The 19,931-nt window shown below is 72.4% G+C and carries 15 protein-coding genes and 1 tRNA gene; 9 read left to right on the forward strand and 7 right to left on the reverse strand.

Annotated elements, in window-relative coordinates:
* Positions 1 to 47 precede the first annotated feature (47 nt).
* The 4 genes from KF837_33200 to KF837_33215 all read left to right on the forward strand — a co-directional run bounded on the left by KF837_33200 (position 48) and on the right by KF837_33215 (position 3,245).
* On the forward strand, positions 48 to 629 hold the full coding sequence (locus KF837_33200; GenBank protein MBX3232232.1) for a hypothetical protein: 582 nt from the start codon (positions 48 to 50) through the stop codon (positions 627 to 629).
* Positions 630 to 744: 115 nt separating this feature from the next.
* Positions 745 to 1,764 carry a GNAT family N-acetyltransferase gene (locus KF837_33205; GenBank protein ID MBX3232233.1) on the forward strand — a complete coding sequence of 340 codons (1,020 nt, stop codon included), beginning with the start codon at positions 745 to 747 and terminating at the stop codon, positions 1,762 to 1,764.
* Positions 1,765 to 1,776: 12 nt separating this feature from the next.
* Complete coding sequence (locus KF837_33210) at positions 1,777 to 2,391, forward strand: deoxynucleoside kinase (GenBank protein MBX3232234.1); 615 nt, start codon at positions 1,777 to 1,779, stop codon at positions 2,389 to 2,391.
* 23 nt (positions 2,392 to 2,414) lie between these two features.
* Positions 2,415 to 3,245, forward strand: coding sequence for a TIGR01459 family HAD-type hydrolase (locus KF837_33215; GenBank protein ID MBX3232235.1), 831 nt, complete (start codon positions 2,415 to 2,417; stop codon positions 3,243 to 3,245).
* Positions 3,246 to 3,257: 12 nt separating this feature from the next.
* On the opposite strand, the gene KF837_33220 is transcribed toward KF837_33215, so the two are convergent.
* Positions 3,258 to 4,490 (reverse strand): hypothetical protein, encoded by a 1,233-nt coding sequence (locus KF837_33220; GenBank protein ID MBX3232236.1) that lies wholly within the window; start codon positions 4,488 to 4,490, stop codon positions 3,258 to 3,260.
* Positions 4,491 to 4,538: 48 nt separating this feature from the next.
* On the reverse strand, positions 4,539 to 5,678 hold the full coding sequence (locus KF837_33225) for a hypothetical protein (GenBank protein MBX3232237.1): 1,140 nt from the start codon (positions 5,676 to 5,678) through the stop codon (positions 4,539 to 4,541).
* Positions 5,679 to 5,728: 50 nt separating this feature from the next.
* Between KF837_33225 and KF837_33230 the strand changes: the two genes are divergently transcribed.
* Positions 5,729 to 6,337 (forward strand): hypothetical protein, encoded by a 609-nt coding sequence (locus tag KF837_33230; protein MBX3232238.1) that lies wholly within the window; start codon positions 5,729 to 5,731, stop codon positions 6,335 to 6,337.
* Here KF837_33230 and KF837_33235 read toward each other — a convergent pair.
* Complete coding sequence (locus KF837_33235; protein MBX3232239.1) at positions 6,331 to 6,954, reverse strand: glutathione S-transferase family protein; 624 nt, start codon at positions 6,952 to 6,954, stop codon at positions 6,331 to 6,333. The two genes, KF837_33230 and KF837_33235, sit on opposite strands and share 7 nt — an antisense overlap.
* Positions 6,955 to 7,050: 96 nt before the next feature.
* On the opposite strand from KF837_33235, the gene KF837_33240 reads away from it, so the two are divergent.
* Positions 7,051 to 7,740: a DUF3105 domain-containing protein gene (locus tag KF837_33240; GenBank protein MBX3232240.1), complete on the forward strand. Its 690-nt coding sequence runs from the start codon at positions 7,051 to 7,053 to the stop codon at positions 7,738 to 7,740.
* Positions 7,741 to 7,874: 134 nt separating this feature from the next.
* Entirely contained in the window at positions 7,875 to 9,029 is a 1,155-nt protein-coding gene (locus tag KF837_33245) for a trypsin-like serine protease (GenBank protein MBX3232241.1), read from the forward strand.
* Here the strand turns inward: KF837_33245 and KF837_33250 are convergent.
* Both KF837_33250 and KF837_33255 read right to left on the reverse strand, forming a co-directional pair.
* A complete protein-coding gene (locus KF837_33250; protein ID MBX3232242.1) occupies positions 9,007 to 10,452 on the reverse strand; it encodes an NAD(P)/FAD-dependent oxidoreductase in 1,446 nt (481 codons plus the stop codon). The two genes, KF837_33245 and KF837_33250, sit on opposite strands and share 23 nt — an antisense overlap.
* Complete coding sequence (locus tag KF837_33255) at positions 10,427 to 11,524, reverse strand: zinc-binding dehydrogenase (protein ID MBX3232243.1); 1,098 nt, start codon at positions 11,522 to 11,524, stop codon at positions 10,427 to 10,429. Before KF837_33255 ends, KF837_33250 begins: the two co-directional genes overlap by 26 nt.
* Before the next feature lie 49 nt (positions 11,525 to 11,573).
* On the opposite strand from KF837_33255, the gene KF837_33260 reads away from it, so the two are divergent.
* Positions 11,574 to 17,846: a hypothetical protein gene (locus KF837_33260; protein ID MBX3232244.1), complete on the forward strand. Its 6,273-nt coding sequence runs from the start codon at positions 11,574 to 11,576 to the stop codon at positions 17,844 to 17,846.
* A gap of 5 nt (positions 17,847 to 17,851) precedes the next feature.
* Positions 17,852 to 18,598, forward strand: a complete 747-nt coding sequence (xth, locus tag KF837_33265; GenBank protein MBX3232245.1) for an exodeoxyribonuclease III — start codon at positions 17,852 to 17,854, stop codon at positions 18,596 to 18,598.
* A gap of 7 nt (positions 18,599 to 18,605) precedes the next feature.
* On the opposite strand, the gene KF837_33270 is transcribed toward xth, so the two are convergent.
* The gene (locus KF837_33270; protein ID MBX3232246.1) at positions 18,606 to 19,256 is read right to left on the reverse strand and encodes a universal stress protein; all 651 of its coding nucleotides are present in this window, start codon (positions 19,254 to 19,256) and stop codon (positions 18,606 to 18,608) included.
* Between the two features lie 373 nt (positions 19,257 to 19,629).
* A tRNA-Ser gene (locus KF837_33275) sits at positions 19,630 to 19,698 on the reverse strand.
* Positions 19,699 to 19,931: the final 233 nt, after the last annotated feature.

A 19,931-nucleotide genomic window follows, 5' to 3' on the forward strand; every position in this document is an offset into this window, starting at 1 on the left:
ACGCACTCTGTCCCACCTGTGGTACCCATGTTGCTTCGTAGGTGGGCATGCGGCCGCTCCACGCGATCTTTTGCCTCGTGCTCCTCCCCTCCGCCGTCGCGTGCACGAGCGCGAACGACGAACCCACGACGTCGTCGGAGGCGCAGATGACCGACACCGGTCCCGTCCTCGACTGCACGAAGCCCGGCTCGTTCCCGGAAGAAGCGATGCTCGCGCTGCCCGGCACCTACGAGCGCGTCGGGGCGTCGGCGGCGAACACGATGCGAGGGTTCACGATCGGCGCGCTCGAGGACATCGCGGGCTGGGCGGGCAAGAACGCGAGCTACACGCGCGACGTGACCGCGCCGTGCATGGACTTCGTCGCGATCGGCGACGGCTCGAGCCTCACGAAGGACAGCCCGCTGCCGATGACGAGCGACGCGTGCGCGGGACAAACGGGTACGATCACGACGCTGATGGACAACCCCGCGCTCGGCGCGTTCCTCTCGTTCGAAGACGCGTCCGGCCTGCCGTTCGGCAAGGACTTCTACTTCGTGACGAGCTCGCGGATCGAAGACGACAAGCTCGTCGCGATGTGCCTCTCGAGCGCGAGCGGCGAGCAGTTCCTCGTGACACGCAAGGGGCCGTGAGCTGCTCTCGCCGGTCCTGATCGACGATCCGGAGCGGCTGCGCGCGCTCGCGACCGACTGGGCCGCGCTCCTCGAGGAGAGCGCGACGAACGAGATCACGCTCCATCCGACCTGGATGCTCGCGTGGTGGGACGCGTTCGGCGACGCCGGCGGCCGCCGCCTCTGCACGATCGCGTTCTACGAAGGCAGCCGCCTCGTCGGGCTCGCGCCGCTGCTCGCGCGGCCGTTCGTCCATCCCCCGCGCCTCCGCTTCCGCCGCCTCGAGTCCCTCGCGTCGGGCGAGGACGAAGCCGACGAGACGTGCTCGGAGCACCTCGGCCTCATCGCCGCGCGCGGCGCGGAGGGCGCGGTGGTGTCCGCCTTCGCGCGCACGCTCCGCGACGGCCGCTTCGGAGCGTGGGACGAGCTGGTGATCCCGGGCATGAACGACGAGAGCGCGCTCACGGAGCGACTCGCGTCCGAGCTCGAGGCGCGGCGCCTCTTCGTCGCGGTGGAGGAGCGCGCGATCGCGCCGTGGATCCCGCTCCCGCGCACGTGGGACGAGTACCTCGCGCAGCTCGACCCGCCGCGCCGCGAGCGCCTCACGCGCTGGCTCGACGCGCTCGAGCGCTGGGGCGCGCCGGCGCTCGTGCGCGCGCGCACGGCGGAGGAGCTCGCGGAGGCGCGCCGCGTCCTCGAGGCGCTCCATCGCGCGCACCACCCCGGCGGCGGCGTGTACGCGTCCGCCCGCTTCCGCCGCTTCCACGAGCGCGTGATGCCGGAGCTCCTCGCCCTCGGCGCGCTCGACGCCGGGTGGCTCTCCGTCCGCGGCGAGCCAATCGCTGCGTTCTACAACCTTCGCTGGAACGGCCGCGCGTGGCACTACCAGAGCGGGCACGCGCGCGGCGTCCCGGAGGACGTCCGCGTCGGGGTGACGCTGCAGGCGCTCCTCGTCCGCGCCGCGATCGAGGACGGCCTGCGCGAGTACGACTTCCTCGCCGGCGTCCTCGACTACAAGACGGCGCTCTCGCTCGAGCGGCGCCGCCTCGTGACGCTGCGCGCGGCGCGCCCTTCCCTCGTCGAGTCGGGGCGCCGGCTGACGTCGCTCCTCCGCCGCGTCGGCAAGGGGATGCGGCATCGCTCCGAGAGCCGCTAGACTGCCGCCTCGGTGAAGCGCTACGTCGCGGTGGCGGGGACGATCGGATCGGGCAAGAGCTCGCTCGTGGCGTGGCTCGTGAAGCGGTACGGCCTCGTCCCATACTACGAGCCCAACGACGAGAACCCGTACCTCGCCGACTTCTATCGCGACATGAAGACCTGGGCCTTCCACTCCCAGATGTTCTTCCTCGCGCACAAGCTCGCGCTCCATCAGGAGCTCCTCGCGAGCACGGCGCCCGCCGTGATCGACCGCACGATCTACGAGGACGCGGAGATCTTCGCGCGCAGCCTCAAGGACCAGCGCTACCTGAGCGCCCGCGACTGGAAGGTCTACGAGAAGCTCTACGAGGGCATCAAGCGGACGCTCCCGCCGCCCGACGTGCTCATCGCCGTCACCTGCAGCCTCGCGACGTCGAAGAAGCGCATCGCCCGCCGCGGCCGCGAGATGGAGCAGGCGATCCCGACGCCCTACCTCCGCCGCCTCCACCGTCTCTACAGCGCGTGGTTCGACGGCTACGACCTCGGCCCGATCGTCCGCATCGACACCACCGACCTCGACTACGTCGAGAACCTCGTCGACCTGATCGAGCTCCAGCAGACCCTCGACCGCGTGCTCCTCGTCTGACGAGGTAGGATCGAAGCGCGACCATGCCGACTCGTGCCTCCGGTCTCCGTGAGCTCGCGCCGAGGTTCGATGCGTTCTTCGTGGACGTCTGGGGCGTCCTTCATCATGGCGACGGGCCCTTCGACGGGGTCGTCGGCGCGCTCGAAGGGCTCGCCGCGGCGGGGCGCGAGGTCGTCCTCCTCACCAACACGTCGCGGCTCGGTAACGCGGTCGCGGCGACGCTCGGCGGGATGGGGATCGATCGCGCGCTCTTCCACGACGTCGTCACCGCCGGCGACGTGACGCGCGCCGCGCTCGCCCTCCGCGCGCCGCCGCTGCCGCGCGCGCCGCGCTGCTATCACTACGGCGCAGCGTCGTTCGTGCCGTGGCTCTTCGCGCTCGATCTCGCCTTCACCGACGACGTCGCCGACGCCGACCTCGTCGTCGCGACTGGCGCGGTGGCGGACGACGCCGAGCTCGACGCCGCGCGCGCGCACCTCGCGAGCGCCGCCGCGCGCAAGGTGCCGCTCGTGTGCACGAACCCCGATCGCGTGATCCCGACCGCCGGCGGTCCGAAGCTCGGGCCCGGCGCGGTCGCGCACGCCTACGCCGAGCTCGGCGGCCCGATCTTCCTCTACGGCAAGCCGTACGCGCCGATCTACGCCGAGGCGCGGCGGCGGATCGACGCGACGCGCATCCTCGCGCTCGGCGACACGCTCGAGACCGACGTCCGCGGCGCCCGCGACGCCGGGCTCCCCTCCGCCCTCGTCGCGCGCTCCGGCGTGCACGCCGGCGTGGCCCCCTCCGCCCTCGACGCCCTCTTCGAGCGCGAGCACGTCACCCCCGACTTCGTCCTCGACCGATTCGTTTGGTAGCTCAAATCAGAATCAGAGCGCGTCGAGCCGGAGGACGTTTCCTTGCTTTCGATCCGTCAGCCAGATCTTCCCGTCCGGCCCGAAGGTAAATCCGGAGAGCGCGCCGCGGCCGAGGCCGGTGTCGAGGGAGCGCAGCGGGTTGCCGGATTTGTCGAACGCGTAGAAGGCCCCCGTCGCCGCGTCGGTGACGTAGATGACGCCGCGGCGGACCTCGAGGCCGCTCGGGTGCGTCAGGAAGCCGGGCGCGACCACCTCCTCGACCGCGGTGCCGTTCATCACGACACCCTTCTTCAGGATCTCGTTCTTGCGCGGGAGCTCCTTGCCTTCGGTGCCCTTGGTCGTGTCGAGCCGGACGATGCGGGCGTTGCCGGTGTCCGCGACGTACAAGAACCGGTCGGCGGGATCGTAGAAGACGTGGCTCGAGACGCCGTCGACGCCCTTCACCTGCTCGACCGCGTACCGGTAGATCTCGCCGTCGCTGTGGTCGTCCTCGCCCGGACCGTGGGGCTTGTTGAAGTTGTAGCGCTCGAGCGCGCCGAGCTCGCCGTTGAACACCCAGAACACGTTCCTCTCGACGTGCGCGATGCCGCGGCACATCGACGTGTTGTGCAGCATGTCGTAGTGGGAGCCGAGCCCGCCCGGCGTGGGCTTCGCGAAGACCGAGAGGTCCGACGTGAAGAGCGCCGGGCCCATGAAGTAGTTGCCGAGGAGGCGCGGATCGTTCTGCGCGTTGTCGTTGTCGCCGCAGATGCCCCAGAAGCCGTTCGCTCCCCACGCGAACGCCGGCGGCTTGTGCATGAAGTGCACCGCCGCGGGATCGATGATCTCTTCCCACGTCCCCGGCGACGTCTCCGAGATCCCCTTGCCGACGTGAACGGAGTCGTTGCCGTAGCCGATCGCCCACGCCTCGGTCGGATCGTCGCCGTTGAACTGGACGTCGACGAGCTGCACCGCGGCGCCCTTCTCCGCGGTGTAGATCGTCGTCAGCTTGACCGAGCCGGGCGTCCCGTCGCCGGTGCCGATCTCGCTGCCGTCGCCGATCGGCACGCACGTCGCCGCCGCGACGTCGCACGTCTCGCCTTCGACCGGACACTCCTCGTCGAGGGCGCACGCCGCGGGCTCGAGCGGCCCGGCGTCGGGCGGGACCGAGACGTAGACGACCTTCTTGTCGGACCCGCACGCGAAGCCGATCGCTCCGAGGAGGAGGACGCCGGCGACCAAGGGAAAGCGTGCAAGATTCGACATGCCGACCTTTGGATTTATCGCCCGCTCGCCGCCGCGGCAACTCCTCCATCAAAGCTCGCGGAGGCGCCTCTCGACGACGTCGTCGGCGCCGTCCGCCATCGCGTCGAGGACCACGCGGACGCGATCGTCCGCCGTAGCCACCGCCGCGCGGCGGACCGGCTCGACGTCGCCGGCCACGCGGAGGGCGAGGGCCGCGCCGACGCGCTCGTCCGGCGTGACGTCGGCGCTCGCGAGCACCGACCGCGCGAGCTCGGTGACGTTGCCGCTCGCGCGGTAGCCGCCGTCCAGCGCGGAGACGATGCGCGCGCGCCACTCCGGGAGCGAGAGGCCGCCGCGCTCGAAGAGCGCGCCGATCGCCGCGCCGCCGCCCACGGCGCGCTCGCGAGCGGCGTGGACGACGGCGTCGACGCGAGCGCCGTCGACGCCGATCCCGCGAAGGACGTTCGGAAGGGCGGGGTCGCCGGCGCGGTACGCCTTCCGCTTCCAGCCGCGCTCGACGAGGACCCCGTCACGACCGACGACCACGCGCGGCGCGGCGAGCAGCTTCACGAGCGGCACGTAGAGCGCCATCTGGAGGAGCGCGCTCCCGGCCTGGAGCGCGTCGACCTCCCGGCCCCGCGAAGCGGCGAGAAGGAAAGCGGACACGACCATCGCGAAGGCGTAGACGCCGAACCCGAGCAAGAGGTGGAGCCACCGCCGCGACGGCATCGCGAGGTCGACAGGGAGGCGCGCGCCCTCGGGCCCGAAGCCGAGCGCGCTCACGATCGTCGCCGCCGCGGCGGCGTCGTTCAGGCGGAGGTGGAGGCGGTCGCCGTTCGCGAGCGTGAGCTCCACGGTGGAGACGTGGACGCCGGGGTGCGGGCGATGGACCGCGAGCGCGCTCACGATCGACGAGCGCGGGACGATGCGCGTCCCCTTCCGCTCGCGCCGGAGGACGACCGCGTCCGGCGTCACCTCGACCTCGCCGCGATGGAACGAGTCGACGAAGGAGAGGACGAAGCTCGCGACGATCGCGACGAAGCTCGTCACCGACACGAGCCCGTAGACGGAGTACAGATCCGGGCCGAGCCAATTGAACCGGAGCGCCACCATCAAGAGGCCGTTGAGGACGTAGAGGCCCTTGAAGATCCGCGAGAAGAGCCGCGGCAGCGCGACGCGATTCACGCTGAGATAGGCCGGAAACCGCATCGCCCTCGATCACTATACAGCTGATGCCAGCGTGAACCCGCCGTGCTCCAATGGATCGTCGGATGACGCCGGAGCAGGAGGAGTGGATCTCGACGATGGTCCGTGGCGGCTACCTCACGGCCGATCAGATCGTGCGCGCGCTCATGGAAGACGAGGTCGATCGCGAGGACCTCGAGATCGACGAGAGCCAGCTCGCGGAGCTCGTCGACGCGAAGATGCGGGAGCGGCGACGGGAGCTGCAGCTCGCCGGCGCGTCGGCCTACGATCGTCTGAGCGACGTCTTCGACCTCCTCGAAGACAGCGGCATCTTCGCGCGCGAGAACTACTGGTGCTGCCAGTCGTGCGCGTACGCCGCGATCGACGAAGAGATCGCGGAGGCGCTCGAGGCGGGCGAGGAGGTGCGCGGCTACGTCTACTTCCACTCGCAAGACACCGACCGCGCGGTCGAGAGTGGCGAGCTCCTCTTGCGGTTCGGCGGGCTGAGCGGAGAGCCGCTCCGCCTCGAGAGGGAGGCGACGCAGCAGATCGGCGAGGAGGTCACGACCGCGCTCGAGGACGCCGGCTTCGAGGTCCGCTGGTCCGGCTCGCCGGGGGAGGCGATCACGATGACGATCGCCTGGGACAAACCTCCCCCCGCGGCGGCGCGCGACCTTCACTGACCCAAGCCGTGCTCCTTCGCGATCGCGGCGTTCTTCTCGTCCGCGCGCTTCAGCGCGGGGCGCGCGTCGAGGCGCTCGACGTACGCGGTGAAGGCGGGGCGCGCGTCGAGCATCTTCGTCATGAGCATGTAGCGGACGGTGCCGCCGAAGATGACGTCGGCCATCGAGAAGGTGGAGCCGAGGAGGAAGTCGCGACCGGTGACCGCCTTCTCCATCGCCGCGAGCATCGCGTCGTACGTGCCCCAGCCGACCTGGCTGTCCTTGAGCTGCCAGCCGCCCATCTTCGCCGTCACGCCGGGCTCGACGACGGAGGGCGCGAAGAACGACCAGCGGAGGTACGTCCCGCGCGCGGGGTCGTCCATCTTCGGCGACAGGCGGCCGTACGCGTACCTGTCCGCGAGGTAGAGGTCGATCGCGGCGCACTCGGTGACGACGGCGTCGCCGTCGACGAGGACGGGCACCTTGCCCATCCCGTTGAGCGCGACGTAGTCGGCGGACTTCTGCTCGCCTTTCATGATGTCGACCCAGCGAAGCTCGTACGGCTCGCCGACCTCTTCGAGCGCCCAGACGACGCCGGCCGCGCGCGAGTACGGATGGTGATGGAGGACGATGGACATGGTGACCGCCTTTCGCGGCGAAGGTAGCTCCATCCGGATCCTCGAGGCTGAGGCTCGATGCCGCCGTTTCGGAACGATGCTATGCGGGGCCGGAGAATGGAGTGTCGTCGCGTCGCGGTCGTCGTCGCCCTTGGCGTGCTCGCGCTCGTCGCGGCGTCGTGCGACGAGCATCTTCCGGCGCGCCTCGACCGGCCCGGCGCCGCGCCACCGGACGCGGGCGGCGTCGACGCGGATCCCCCGGTCGACGCCGGCGCCGACGCGCCGGTCGACGCGGCGGACGACGTCCTCGTGGTGCCGCTCGACGGCGGGCCGTGCAACGTCCGCGTCGACGCGCCGCCGATCACGGGCGCGAACCACGTCGCCGTGGGGACGCCGATCGTGTACGCGTCGAACCCGCCTTCGAGCGGCGAGCACTACGGGGCGTGGGCGAACTTCCAGGAGTATAGCCGCGAGATCGACGACGGCTACCTCGTCCACAGCATGGAGCACGGCGCGGTGGTCCTCTTCTACGAGTGCGACGACGACGCGAGCGCGGCCTGCGCCGACATGGTCACGCAGCTCCGCGCCGTCCGCGCCGCGGTGCCGACCGATCCGTCGTGCAGCGAGGCGATCCGCGTCCGCGTGATCATCGCGCCGCGCTCGTCGAACGACGTCCCCGTCGCCGCCGCCGCGTGGGGCCACACCTACCGCGCCGACTGCGTCGACCCCCTCACGCTCGGCGCCTTCATCCAGGCTCACTACGCGAAGGCCCCCGAGGACTTCTGCTTCGCGGGCAGCGTGTTCTAGGGGTGCAGCATTCCGGCGGCGGCGGCGCGGAAATCTGAAATGAAAGCGCGCCCCGAGAAATCCGCGGGCGTGCGGTTGCGCGGCCCACATCGTCGTACATAGATACTCTCATGTTTTCATGCTCGCGCGGGTGGATGTGGACGTGCCTTCTTCCTCTCGCCCTCGCGGGCAGCGCCTGCGTGGCGGACGACGGCGACGCCGACGCCGACGGCGCGGACGAAGGCGCGATCGCGAACGGGACGCGCGAAGAGGGGCGCGTGCCCGTCGCGTCGTACGGCACCGTGTGCACGGCGACGTTCGTCTCGCGCGCGCGCTGCCTCATCACGGCGGCGCACTGCAGCGGCGGGTCGCTCCAGATGGGGCCGGACGTGAACGTCGGGCTCTCCGACCCGCGCCTCAAGACGACGTTCAGCGCGCGCAGCCTCTCGCTCCGCGACTCGACCCCGCTCCCGCGCTACGCCGGCGGCTCCTTCGACTGGAGCCCCGCCGACGACATCAAGATCCTCTGGGCGTCGGCCTCCGCGAGCCCCGGTCCGCGCACGGTCGATCACCGGAGCGACTACAGGCCGATCCCGCTCGACTTCTCCACCCCCGTGCGGAACGACCCGTACACGATCCACGGCTACGGCTTCAACGTGTGCGACGAGACCGGCGACGGCGTCCTCCGCTACGGCTTCTTCCGCGGCGGCAACGTCACGAACTCCACCGGCGGCGCGATCCCCGGCGTGCGCGTCGCGAGCACGCCGACGCTCCTTCGCCTCAGCGGGAGCAACGGCCGCTACGGGATCTGCCAGGGCGACAGCGGCGCGTCGGTGCGCTCGAACCTCGGCGTCCGCGGCGTCATCGGCTGGAGCCTCAACGGCTCGAACGACGGCTACGCCACGACCCTCGCGCCCTACCGCCCGTGGTTCGAGCGCAACGTGCTCGGCGCGGGGGCGCGCTTCTGCAACCCGAGCTGGCCCGTCGTCGTGCGAGGGCCCGGCGCGGTCGACCTCGCGATCGAGGGCGGCGTGGTCGCGCGCCACCGCACGACCGGCGGCGACGTGAACCCGTGGGACGCGAACGCGATCGAGTCCGCGGGCGCGACCGGCCTCGCGGCGACGAACGGCGCGGCGGTGCGCGTGCGCGGCAACGATCCGCTCGCGCCGGTGCGCCTCCGCGTCACGACGCGCGCGAACGTGACGTGGCCCGCCGGCCAGTGCGTCGAGTCGACGAGCACGACCTGCACGGTGACGCTCGATCCCACCGTCGAGGACCGCACGGAGCTCACGTTCGCGGCGGCGCCCTGAGCTCACGCCGGAGCGCGCTCCTGGCGGCGTGATAGCCACACATCCCGTGGACCCCTGCCCCCGGCGGCGTCGACGAGGAGCATAGATAAATACCCCGCGCCGGCGTCGAATACGGATCGCACGCCGGCACGGGCCTGAAGAAGAGCGAGCCGAGCCCGCCGCTGATGTCGCCGCCGGCGAAATTGGCGTCATGCGCTTCGAGCTCGCGCGGCCCGAGCACCGCGCGCGCGAGGACGACGTCGCGGAAGCCGGGCGCGAATCGCTCTATCTGCGCTTCGATAGCCTCTCTCATATCCAAAGTAGAGCCGTTCGGTACATGGCAATACGCCCAGAGCGTATGCCGCTCCGGCGGGGCGCGCGTGTCGTCGAAGAGGCTCGGCTGCGCGACGAGGACGAAGGGGCGCTCGGGGTGCTCGCCGCGCGTGACGGCCGCCTCCGCCGCCGCGATCTCCTCGAACGTCCCGCCGACGTGCACCGTCCCCGCGCGCCGGCACTCCTCCGCCCGCCACGGCACCGGCGCGCGGAGCGCATAGTCGATCTTGAAGGCGCCGGGACCGCGCTCCCAGCGGCGGAGGCGCGCGCGGTAGCGCTCCGGCAGCCGCGCCGCCGCGACCTGCTCCAGGATCGCCGGCGACGTGTCGAACAGCACCGCGCGCGCGGCGAGCGAATCCAGGTCCCGGACGCGCACGCCGCCGGTGACCTCGCCGCCGTGCGTCCGCAGCACCGAGACGAGCGCCTCCGCGATCCGCTGCGAGCCGCCGCGCGCGAACGGCCAGCCGCACGCGTGCGCCGACGCGGCGAGGAGGAGCGCAAACGACGCTGTGAACGGCGCGTCGAGCGGCAAGAACGAGTGCGCCGCGAGCCCGGCGAAGAGGGCCCGCGCCCGCGCGCCCTCGAAGGCGCCGCGCGCGAGCATGCGCGCGGAGAGCGCGGCGCGGAGCCCGAACCGCGCGAGCTTCAGCGGATGCCGCGGCACGTGCAACACCGGCGCGAGAACGTCGCCGGCGAGCGCGCGAAGGTCCCGCGCGAGCGGCCGGATCACGATGCGGTACGCCGCGCCGTCGCCGCCCAGCGCGCGCGCCGTCTCGTCGACCGACGCGAAGAGCGCGCCCGCGCCGCCGTCGTCGAGCGGGTGCGCGACCGCGATCGGCGGCTGCGCCCAGCGGAGCCCGTGCTCCGCGAGCGGGAGCGTCGCGAAGAACGGCGACAGCACCGCGAAGGGATGCACCGCCGAGCAGACGTCGTGGCGATACCCCGGCTCCGTGAGCGCGGCCGTGCGCGTCCCGCCGCCGATCGTGGGCTCCGCCTCGAGGACGCGGACGCGGACGCCCGCGCGGGCGAGCACGATCGCGGCAGCGAGGCCGTTCGGCCCACTGCCGACCACGACCGCGTCGTCGTTACCGCGAGTGTGGCGCTGACCCATCGCCTGCAGCATCTGCACGCGGGGGGCCAACGGTGAGGACCAGCTTGCCGGTCGTGGTGCCGCTCTCGATCGCGCGGTGCGCGTCGGCGACGGCGTCGAACGGGAACGCGCGCGTCGCGGGCGGCGTGATCGCGCCGCGGTCGGCGAGCGCCATCAGGCGCGCCCTCGCCTCGTCGATGAGCGCGCGCTCCTCGAACAGGTAGCTCAGGTTGAACGCCATCACGCTCTTGTTGTCGTTCGTGAGGTCGAGCGGGTTGAACCGCGGCGTGCGGAGCCAGTCGAGCGCGAGCTTCGGCCAGCTCGGGGTGCCCGGGCCGCCGCGCCGCATCATCGTGTGGAACCCGTAGACGACGAGGCGCCCGGTCGGACGGAGGTGCTCGTAGCTCCCTGCGAGCGTCTCGACGCCGTTCGCGTCGAGCACGACGTCGTAGCCCTTCGGCGCGTACCGCTCCGCCGCCGCCCAGAGGTCCTCGCTACTCTTGTCGATCACGTGCTCCGCGCCCTGCTCCTTCGCGACCTTGACCTTGTGCGGCGCGCCGACGACGCCGATCGCGCGGAGCTCGTACGCGCGCGCGAGCTGGAGGAGCGCGGTGCCGACGCCGCCGGCGGCGGAGTGGACGAGGAGCGAGGCGCCCTTCCGCGGGTGCGCGAGCTCCGAGAGCGCGTAGTCCGCGGTGAAGAACACGACCGCGAAGCCCGCCGCCGCTTCCATCGACCACGCCGCGGGGAAGCCGAACGCCTGATGCTCGGGAACGACCACGCTCGTCGCGTAGCCGTCGAAGCGCGTGAGCCCGATCACGCGATCGCCGACGCGGTGCCGCGTGACGCCCTCGCCCACGCGATCGACGCGCCCCGCGACCTCGAAGCCCGGCGTGATCGGCCAGCCGACGTACTCCTTCGCCGACGCGTAGAGGCCCATCCGCACGATGCAGTCGGCGAAGTTCACGCCGATCGCCTCCACCGCGATGCGGACCTCGCCCTGCGCCGGCTCGCGCGCGGCGACCTCCTCGATCTCGAGCTTCTCGTAGCCCCCCGCGGAGCGGATCCGGACGCGCTTCACGATGACGAACATTATGCGCGCCTCGCGCCCGCGTCGCGTCGCATTCGGATACCTTGCGGCGATGGAGCTCGCGACCCTCGAACAGCTCGCGCTCGGCGATCGCGCCGCCGCGCTCGCCACGCTGCTGCCCGGCACGGTGGATCACGACTACTGGCGCGGCGTCCTCCTCCAGCACGACGGGCGCCTCGACGAGGTCGACGCGCTCCTCGCGAGCTGGGAGGACCGCCACGGCCGGCAAGAGCAGCGCTACGTCACCCTCGCGCGACGCCAGCTCCTCCTCAAGATGCAGCGCGATCTGCCGGCGGCCTCCGAGGAGGTCCGGCGCGAGACCGACACGAGGCTCGACGATCGCGCCGAGGTCGTCGCGCAGGCGCAGCGCTTCCCGACGCGGCTCGACCCGCTCGACGACCGCGCCGTCCTCGCCGACGCGCTGCGGCGGCGCCAGAACCTCGACGACGTCACCGACGCCGCGCTGCCGGACCTCCTGCGCGATCCCTCGTTCGACGCGCGGCGGTACCGGCGTCCGCTGCTCGCGCGCCTCCGCCGCGCCGACCTCCCGCGCGTGCTCGACCTCGTCGCGGACGACCTCGTCGACAAGAACGGATCGAGCGGGCGCTTCGGCGCGCTCGCCATCCACTCGCTCCTGACGCTCGCGCAGCTCCACGACCTCGCGGCGCGCCTCTCGTGGCTGCGCGAGCAACGTTCGTGGGTCGACGCCGTCCTCGCGCGCCTCGCCCCTCCTTCGTGGATCGACGTGCGCGTCGATCGCGACGAGCGCGCCCGGCTCCTCGAGCGCGCGCTCGCGTTCGCGGAGCCGCTCGCGCCCGCGTTCAACACGCTGAAGGCGACCCTCCTCTACCATCGCCTCGAGCTCGATCGCGAAGCCGGCATCTACGATCGCCAGCGCTTCCGCGCCTACCTCGAGCTCCCGCGCGTCGCGGAGTGGGTCCTCCGCGCGCGCGTCGAGTCGGTCCCGCAGGACCGCTTCGTCGTCCCCGGCAACGCCGCCGCCGGCGCGCTCGGGCTCTCCGAGATCGGAGACGACGCGCCGCTCGTCCGCGACTACCTCGCGCGCTTCCTCGAAGGCGAGGACCCGAGCGCGTTCAGCGACCTCCTCGATCGCGACTGGCTCGCGCGCCACTGGGCCGCGACGCGCCTCCTCGCCGGAGCGAGCGGCGCGGAGGCGGAGCGCTGCGCGAAGGTGCTCGCCGCGGGCGAGCGCGAGGCGCTGCGCGATCGCGTCGACATCGAGCTCGCGCCGCAGAACCCGCGCACCTACGGCGCGGACGACGACGTCGCGCTCGACGTCGACGTGAAGAACGTCCCCGAGCTCGAGGTGAAGGTGTTCCGCATCGACGCGCTCGCGTACTGGATCGCGCGGAGCGCCGAGGTCGACACGAGCATCGACCTCGACGGCATGGTCGCGAGCGGCGCGGAGAAGAAGCTCGCCTTCGATGACCCGCCGATCCGCCGCCGCCGCATCCGCGTCGAGCTGCCCGAGTGCAAGGTGCCCGGCACGTACGTCGTCGAGCTGATCGGCAACGGCCGCTCGAGCCGCGCGCTCGTGCGAAAGGGCTCGCTCCGCCACCTCGCGCGCACGACCGCGGCCGGGACGAGCGTGACGATCACGGACGAGCGCGGCGCGCCGCTCCCGGCCGCGCGGCTGTGGCTCGGCGCGCGCGAGCTCACCCCGCGCGACCCCGCCGAGGGCGGCGGGATCACGATCCCGTTCGCGACGAGCGGCGGGGTCGTCGCCGCGCTCCTCGTCCATGGAAGCGTCGTCCAGCGCATCACGATCGATCGCCCGTACGAGCAGCCCGTCCTCGCCGCCGGCTTCCACGTCGAGCGCGAGTCGCTCGTCGCGAACCAGGACGCGCGCCTCCTCTGCCGGCCGAAGCTCACCCTCGGCGGCGCGCCGGTCTCGCTCGCGCTGGTCGAGGACGCGCGGATCGAGATCACGGCGTCGGACCTCTCCGGCACCTCCACCTCGCGCACGCAGCCCGTCGTCCTGCGCGACGACGAGGACGTCACGGTCGATCTCAACGTCCCCGACGGCACGATCCAGCTCTCGCTCCAGCTCCGCGGCCGCGTCCGCGTCGCGTCGCGGCAAGAGACGGTCGAGGTCGCGGACGGCGCGTACGGTCCGCTCAACGTCATCCAGTCGACCGAGATCACGTCGTCGCTGCACCTCGCGCGCGTCGCGTCGGCGCCGGGAGAGGATCGCTTCGTCCTCTCCTTCCTCGGGAAGACGGGCGAGCCGCTCGCCGGCCGCGCGATCGCGATCGCGCTCCAGCATCGCATCACCGCGACGCTGCTCCAGACCACGCTCGAGACCGACGAGCGCGGCGAGATCGACCTCGGGCCGCTCGCGGGCAAGGTCATGCGCGTCGTCGCGACGTGGCCGGTCGGGCAGCGCACCTTCTGGCTCGGCGCCGCGGCCGAGGTCCCGCCTCCCGCGGTCCACGCGCTCGAGGGCGAGCCGATCGTCCTGCCGCGCCCGCGCGAGACGCGCTCCGTCCTCGATCTCTCGCTCATGGCCGTGCGCCAGGGCGCGAACGTCGGCGACGAGAGCGCGCACGCCTCGCTCGTCGACCGAACGATCGCGATCGAAGGCCTCGCCGCCGGCGACTATCGACTCGACGTCGACGGCGCGACGACGGCGATCACGGTCGTCCCGCGCGCCGGCGAGGTCCACGCCGCCGCGCACCCGTCGGCCGCCGCGCGCGCGTGGGTCCAGGCCGGCGAGATGCTCCTCGAGCTCCCGCCTCCGCTCCCCGTCGTGCGCCGGCTCGAGGCCGACGGCGACGCGCTCGTCCTCCACGTCGCGAACGCGACGCCGTCGACGCGCGTGCACTTCGTCGCGACGCGCTTCCTCGCCGATCCCGTCATCGCGCCCTCGGGCACGCCGCCGCGACCGCGCGCGCCGCTCGCGTTCCGCGCCGAGCGCGCGACGGCGCGCTACGTCTCGGGCCGCGACATCGGCGACGAGTACCGCTACGTCCTCGAGCGGCGGAAGGCGCAGCGCCGGCCGGGCATGATGCTCGAGAAGCCGAGCCTCCTCCTCCACCCGTGGCCGCTCCGCACCACCTCGACCAAGCGGCAGGAGGCCGCGAGCGGCGGCGTCTACGCGGCCGCCCCTCCGCCGCCGCCGGGGCCGGCCATGCGCCCCGCGCCCTCGATGCCGGCGCGCGCGATGCGCAGCATCGCGCCACAACGCGAACGCAGCGCGACGGAGCAGCCCGGGTTCCCGACGGTCGACTTCCTGCCCGCGAGCGCGGTCGTGCTCTCGAACCTCCGCCCCGACGCGGACGGCGTCGTGCGCGTGCCGCGCGCGGACCTCGGCGCGAGCGCGCAGCTGCTGCTCGCGTTCGTGCTCGATCCCTCGCTCCCGGCGCCGCTCCACGCCGACGTCGCGCTCCCGCCCGCTCCGCTCCGCGCGCGCGATCTCCGCCTCAAGCTCGCGCTCGATCCCGCGCGTCACTTCGCCGAGCAGCGCCGCATCGACGGCGCCCCCGCCGGCACGCCCCTCGTCGTGCCCGACGTGCGGAGCGGGAAGATCGAGCTCGTCGACACGCTCGCGCGCGCGCATCAGCTCCTGACGACGCTCACCTCCGACCCGACGGAGCTCCGCGAGCTCTCGTTCGTCACGGAGTGGGCGGCGCTCGACGAGGCGACGCGGCGCGCGCGCTACAGCAAGTACGCGTGCCACGAGCTACACCTCTTCCTCTGGAAGAAGGACCGCGCCTTCTTCGACGCGGTCGTGCGCCCCGCGCTCGCGAACAAGCGCGAGAAGGCGTTCGTCGATCGCTTCCTCCTCGGCGCCGACCTCGGATCGTTCCTCGAGCCGTGGGCGTTCGGTCGCCTGAACACGGTCGAGCGCATCCTCCTCGCCTCGGCGGTGCCCTCCCTCCGCCCGTCGCTCGCGCGCCTCGTCGGCGACACCGTCGACCTGACGCCGCCCGATCCCGAGCGCGACGCGCGGCTCGTCGCGACTCTCCTCGGCGCCGCGGCGCTCGAGGAGGGCGGGGGCGAGCTCGCCGAAGCGGCCCCGGAGATGGCCTTCCTCGAAGAGCGCTCGGCCTACGACGAGGACGAGGCGCCGAAGCGCAAGAAGGGAGGGCGCGCGCGCCAGGAGGGCGACACCGATCGTCCCGTCGCGATCGGTGGTCCTGGCGGCGGCGGCGCCGACGGCCTCCGCTCCGACCTCCTCGAGCGCAAGCGCGCCGCGCCGCTCTACCGCGGCGCCGACAAGACGCAGGAGTGGGCCGAGGTCCAGTGGTGGAAGCGGCGGCGTGACGAGATCGACGAGTCGCTCATCGCGCCGAACCGCTTCTGGCGCGACCTCGCCGAGCACGTCCGCGCCGGCGGCGACGGCCCGTTCCTCTCCCCTCACGTCGGCGACTGCGCGGCGAGCTTCGCCGAGGCGATGTGCGCGCTCGCGTTCCTCGACCTGCCGTTCGTCGCGGCGAAGCACACGACCGAGCTCGAGGAGACGCGCCTCACCGTGGTCCCGGCGAGCCACGCCCTCGCCGCGCGGTCGTCGCTCGTCGAGATCGCCGCGCGCGCCAAGGACGCGCCGCCGCCCGCCGTCCTCGTCGGTCAGAGCTACGTGCGGAGCGACGATCGCTGGGAGTGGGACGGCGCGGAGCAGCGCGAGAAGCGCGTCGCGGGCGAGATGATCGCCGGCGTCGTCTACCGCTGCCTCGTCGTCGTCACGAACCCGACGAGCGCGAGCGAGAAGCTCGACGTGCTGATGCAGATCCCGAAGGGCGCGCTCCCGGTCGCGAGCGGTTTCCTCACCCGCACGGTGACGGTCCACCTCTCGCCCTACGGCACGCAGTCGCTCGAATACGCCTTCTATTTCCCCCTCCCCGGCCGCTTCTCGCATTTCCCGGCCCACGTCACGCGGGGCGGCGCGCTCCTCGTCGCGGCGGAAGCTCGCGAGCTCGAGGTCGTGCGCGAGCCCTCCACCGTGGACCAGGCCTCGTGGTCGCACGTCTCCCAGCGCGGCTCCCTCGCCGAGGTGCTCGCGTTCCTCGAGGGCGCGAACCTCGGGCGCGTCGACCTCGAGCGCGTCGCCTGGCGCATGCACGATCGCGAGGCGTTCACGCGCGTCACCGAGCTCCTCGCCGCGCGCCGCGTCTACGACGATCGCCTCTGGGCCTACGCGCTCTTGCACCACGACCGCGGTCGCGCCGGCGAGTGGCTGCGGCATCAGGAGGACTTCCTCCGCGAGGGGGGCCCGGAGCTCGACGGCGTCGTCGATCCGGTCGAGCGCGCGTGGTTCCAGCACCTCGAGTACGCGCCGCTCATCAACGCGCGCGCGCATCGCCTCGGCGCGCAGCGGCGCATCCTCAACGACGGGCTCGACGCGCAGTACCGCGCCTTCCTCGACGTCGTGGCGCACCGCGCGAAGCCGGCGAGCGACGCGCTCCTCGCGGCGGCGCACTACCTCCTCTGCATGGACCGCGTCGAGGACGCGATCGCCTTGCTCGATCGCGTCCGCCCCGGCGAGATCGAGGCGAAGCTGCAGCACGACTACCTCGCGGCGTACGTCGCCTGCTACCGCGGCGACCTCGCGGCGGCGCGCCGCCTCGCGACGCCGTGGGCGACCGTCGCGATCGATCGCTGGCGCAGCCGCTACGGCGCGCTCGTGGAGATGCTCGACGAGGTCGAGGGCACCGGCGCCCCGCCGCCGGAGGCCACCTCCGTCGACGCCGATCAGCGCGACCGGCAGATGACGCAGGCGGCGGCGCGCCAGGCGTCGCTCGACATCGCGGTCCGCGGCGGCGACATCACGATCACGCACGCGAACCTCGCCGAATGCCGAGTTCGATTCTTCAAGATGGATATCGAGCTCGTCTTCTCGCGCCAGCCGTTCGTCCAGAGCGACGTCGACCGATTCTCGTTCATCGAGCCGGGCCTCGTCCTCGACGTCGCGCTCACCGCCGGCGCGGCGACGACGGCGGTGCCGATCCCGCCGTCCCTCCACGGCGCGAACCTCGTCATCGAGGCGGTCGCGCCGGGCCTCCGCCGCTCCGTCGCGCACTACGCGCACGACCTCGGCGTCCAGGTCGCGCACGCGTTCGGCCAGCTGCGCGTCGTCCGCGCGTCCACCGGCGCGTCGCTCCCGGCGGTGTACGTGAAGGTCTACGGCCGCGAGCGCGGCGGCCGCGTCGCGTTCTTCAAGGACGGCTACACGGACCTCCGCGGCCGCCTCGACTACGCGACGCTCTCGACCGACGACCTCGATCGCGTCGAGCGCTTCGCGATCCTCGTCGCGTCCGACGACGCGGGCGCGACGATCGTCGAGGCCCCACCTCCGACCCGCTGACCACCGTGAAGATCGCGACCTGGAACGTCAACGGCCTCCGCGCGCGCCACGCCCAGCTCCTGGACTGGATCGCGTGGGAGAAGCCCGACGTCCTTTGTCTCCAGGAGATCAAGGCCACCCACGCGCAGATCCCCGACCCGCTCACGACCCTCCACGAATATTGGAATTACTGGCACGGCGGCCCGAAGGGCTATTCGGGAGTCAGCCTCCATCTTCGCCGCTCCACCTTCCCCGCCAGCCCGGCCTTCACCCACCCCGCGTTCGACAACGAATTTCGCATCGTCGACGCCCTCGTCGCGGGCGTCCGCTACGCCTCCGTCTACGTCCCCAACGGCGGCAAGGACTTCGCGGCGAAGATGGATTTCCTCCGCCACCTCGAGCAATGGACCGCCGCCCGCCGCGCCGACGGTGAGACGCTGGTCGTCTGCGGCGACCTCAACGTCGCCCTCACGGAGGCCGACGTGCATCCAAGCCAGGTGAAGCCGGGCCAGATCGGCGTACGCCCCGACGAACGCGCGCTCCTCCGCGCCGCGATCGATCACGGCCTCGTCGACCTGCTCCGCGCCACCTACCCCATCGACGCGAGCGTCTACACGTGGTGGCCCCCGTGGCGCGGCCTCCGCGAGAAGAACCAGGGCTGGCGCATCGACTTCATCCTCGCGAGCGAGGCGCTCGCCGCCACGACGACGAGCTGCGTGGTCCGCAAGGAGGTCCTCGGCAGCGACCACGCCCCCGTCGTCGCCACGTTCTGACGCGCCCTCACTGCCGCGGCTCGAGGAACATCGAGCCACGGCCGAAGGACGGCGGCACCGCGTAGTGCAGCCTCGCCTGGGCGTGGGGGCGCGCATGATGCTCGCACCACATCCGCTCGCCCCCGCTCTGCCGGCGCGCCTCGAGGCAAGCCTGGCACGGCGGCTCGATCGCCGGCGCGTCCTCCCGCGCCCGAGGGCGCGCCACCAGCACCGCGCACGGCGCGTCGTTCGCGAGGCGGTGCGCGACCGAACCGTGCAACAGCCGCGTCAGCGCGCTCTTCGCGGGGGCGCCCGCCACGATGAGGTCCGCGCCGAGGTCCGCCGCGAGCGCGGTGATCTGGTCGTGCGCGTCGCCCGTCGCGAGGTGCACCGCGAGGGGCCCGGTGAACGAGCGCTCCGCGACGTCGCGCATGTTCTGCAGGAAGACGCGGCCGTCCTCGACCAGCGACGGCACCGGCGGGATCGCGGGCCCGCTCGGGAACGTCGGCGGAGGAAGCACGTGCACGAGGTGCAGCTCGCCGTCGCGGCTCCGCGCGGCGAGCGCGCCGGCCTCGATGACCTCGTCCGACGCCAGCGACCGATCGATCGCCGCGAGCACGACCGGACGAGCCCCCTTCTCGTTCACGCGCTCGTGCTCGTTCTCGCGCGAAGCTTCCATGACGCACCTCCTCCTCGATAGCGCTGCAACGTGCGTGCTTCACGCGCCGCGCGGGCCCACGCGACGAAGCGCGCGAAGCTCGAGGTGGCAACTCGCGACCAGACGCCGAAACGCCACGCCAGCTCGGCCGCGCCCCGCCCGCGCCGGCGCGGTGGAACGATCGATGCTTCATCCCATGATCGAGAGGAGGGTCCCGTCATGCAAACCGGCGAATCGTTCGATGCTTTTCGGAAGAACGCCGCGTTCGTCGGCGTGATGGTCGCGATCGCGCTCACCGCCCTCGCGCTGCTGATCGGGCTCGCGAGCCTCGTCACGCGCATGGGCTGACGAAATAGAGACGAACGACGAAGCGGCCCAGCCAAGGCTGTCTATTAGTGCGATGCAGGACTCGAACCTGCGTCTATCGATTAGCAGTCGATTGGCTTACCACTAGCCAAAACGCGAAAACACCTAATGCTCACGTGGCCGCCACGTCGCCGTCATTCAGAGAGCCGCCGACGCGCCCCGCGCGCTCGAGCCGACTCGAAATAAATCCCACCCCGACCGCCGCGTTTTTGGCGCGGCGGCCGGACCGGGCCCCAGAAGCGGCCGCGAAAGCGGGCGCGAAGCGCCCCGAGCGCGCAGCGCGAGGGCCGTGTCTGGGGTGGGGGTGTCGGGGGCGAAGCCCCCGACGTT

This window comes from Labilithrix sp., from assembly GCA_019637155.1.
Classification (GTDB): domain Bacteria; phylum Myxococcota_A; class Polyangia; order Polyangiales; family Polyangiaceae; genus Labilithrix.

Bases quoted from the DNA above. Each gene is read 5' to 3' on its own strand.
- KF837_33200 (MBX3232232.1), top strand. From the start codon at position 48: ATGCGGCCGCTCCACGCGATCTTTTGCCTCGTGCTCCTCCCCTCCGCC.
- KF837_33205 (MBX3232233.1), top strand. From the start codon at position 745: ATGCTCGCGTGGTGGGACGCGTTCGGCGACGCCGGCGGCCGCCGCCTC.
- KF837_33215 (MBX3232235.1), top strand. From the start codon at position 2,415: ATGCCGACTCGTGCCTCCGGTCTCCGTGAGCTCGCGCCGAGGTTCGAT.
- KF837_33220 (MBX3232236.1), bottom strand. From the start codon at position 4,490: ATGTCGAATCTTGCACGCTTTCCCTTGGTCGCCGGCGTCCTCCTCCTC.
- KF837_33225 (MBX3232237.1), bottom strand. From the start codon at position 5,678: ATGCGGTTTCCGGCCTATCTCAGCGTGAATCGCGTCGCGCTGCCGCGG.
- KF837_33230 (MBX3232238.1), top strand. From the start codon at position 5,729: ATGGATCGTCGGATGACGCCGGAGCAGGAGGAGTGGATCTCGACGATG.
- KF837_33235 (MBX3232239.1), bottom strand. From the start codon at position 6,954: ATGTCCATCGTCCTCCATCACCATCCGTACTCGCGCGCGGCCGGCGTC.
- KF837_33240 (MBX3232240.1), top strand. From the start codon at position 7,051: ATGGAGTGTCGTCGCGTCGCGGTCGTCGTCGCCCTTGGCGTGCTCGCG.
- KF837_33245 (MBX3232241.1), top strand. From the start codon at position 7,875: ATGTGGACGTGCCTTCTTCCTCTCGCCCTCGCGGGCAGCGCCTGCGTG.
- KF837_33250 (MBX3232242.1), bottom strand. From the start codon at position 10,452: ATGGGTCAGCGCCACACTCGCGGTAACGACGACGCGGTCGTGGTCGGC.
- KF837_33255 (MBX3232243.1), bottom strand. From the start codon at position 11,524: ATGTTCGTCATCGTGAAGCGCGTCCGGATCCGCTCCGCGGGGGGCTAC.
- KF837_33260 (MBX3232244.1), top strand. From the start codon at position 11,574: ATGGAGCTCGCGACCCTCGAACAGCTCGCGCTCGGCGATCGCGCCGCC.
- KF837_33270 (MBX3232246.1), bottom strand. From the start codon at position 19,256: ATGGAAGCTTCGCGCGAGAACGAGCACGAGCGCGTGAACGAGAAGGGG.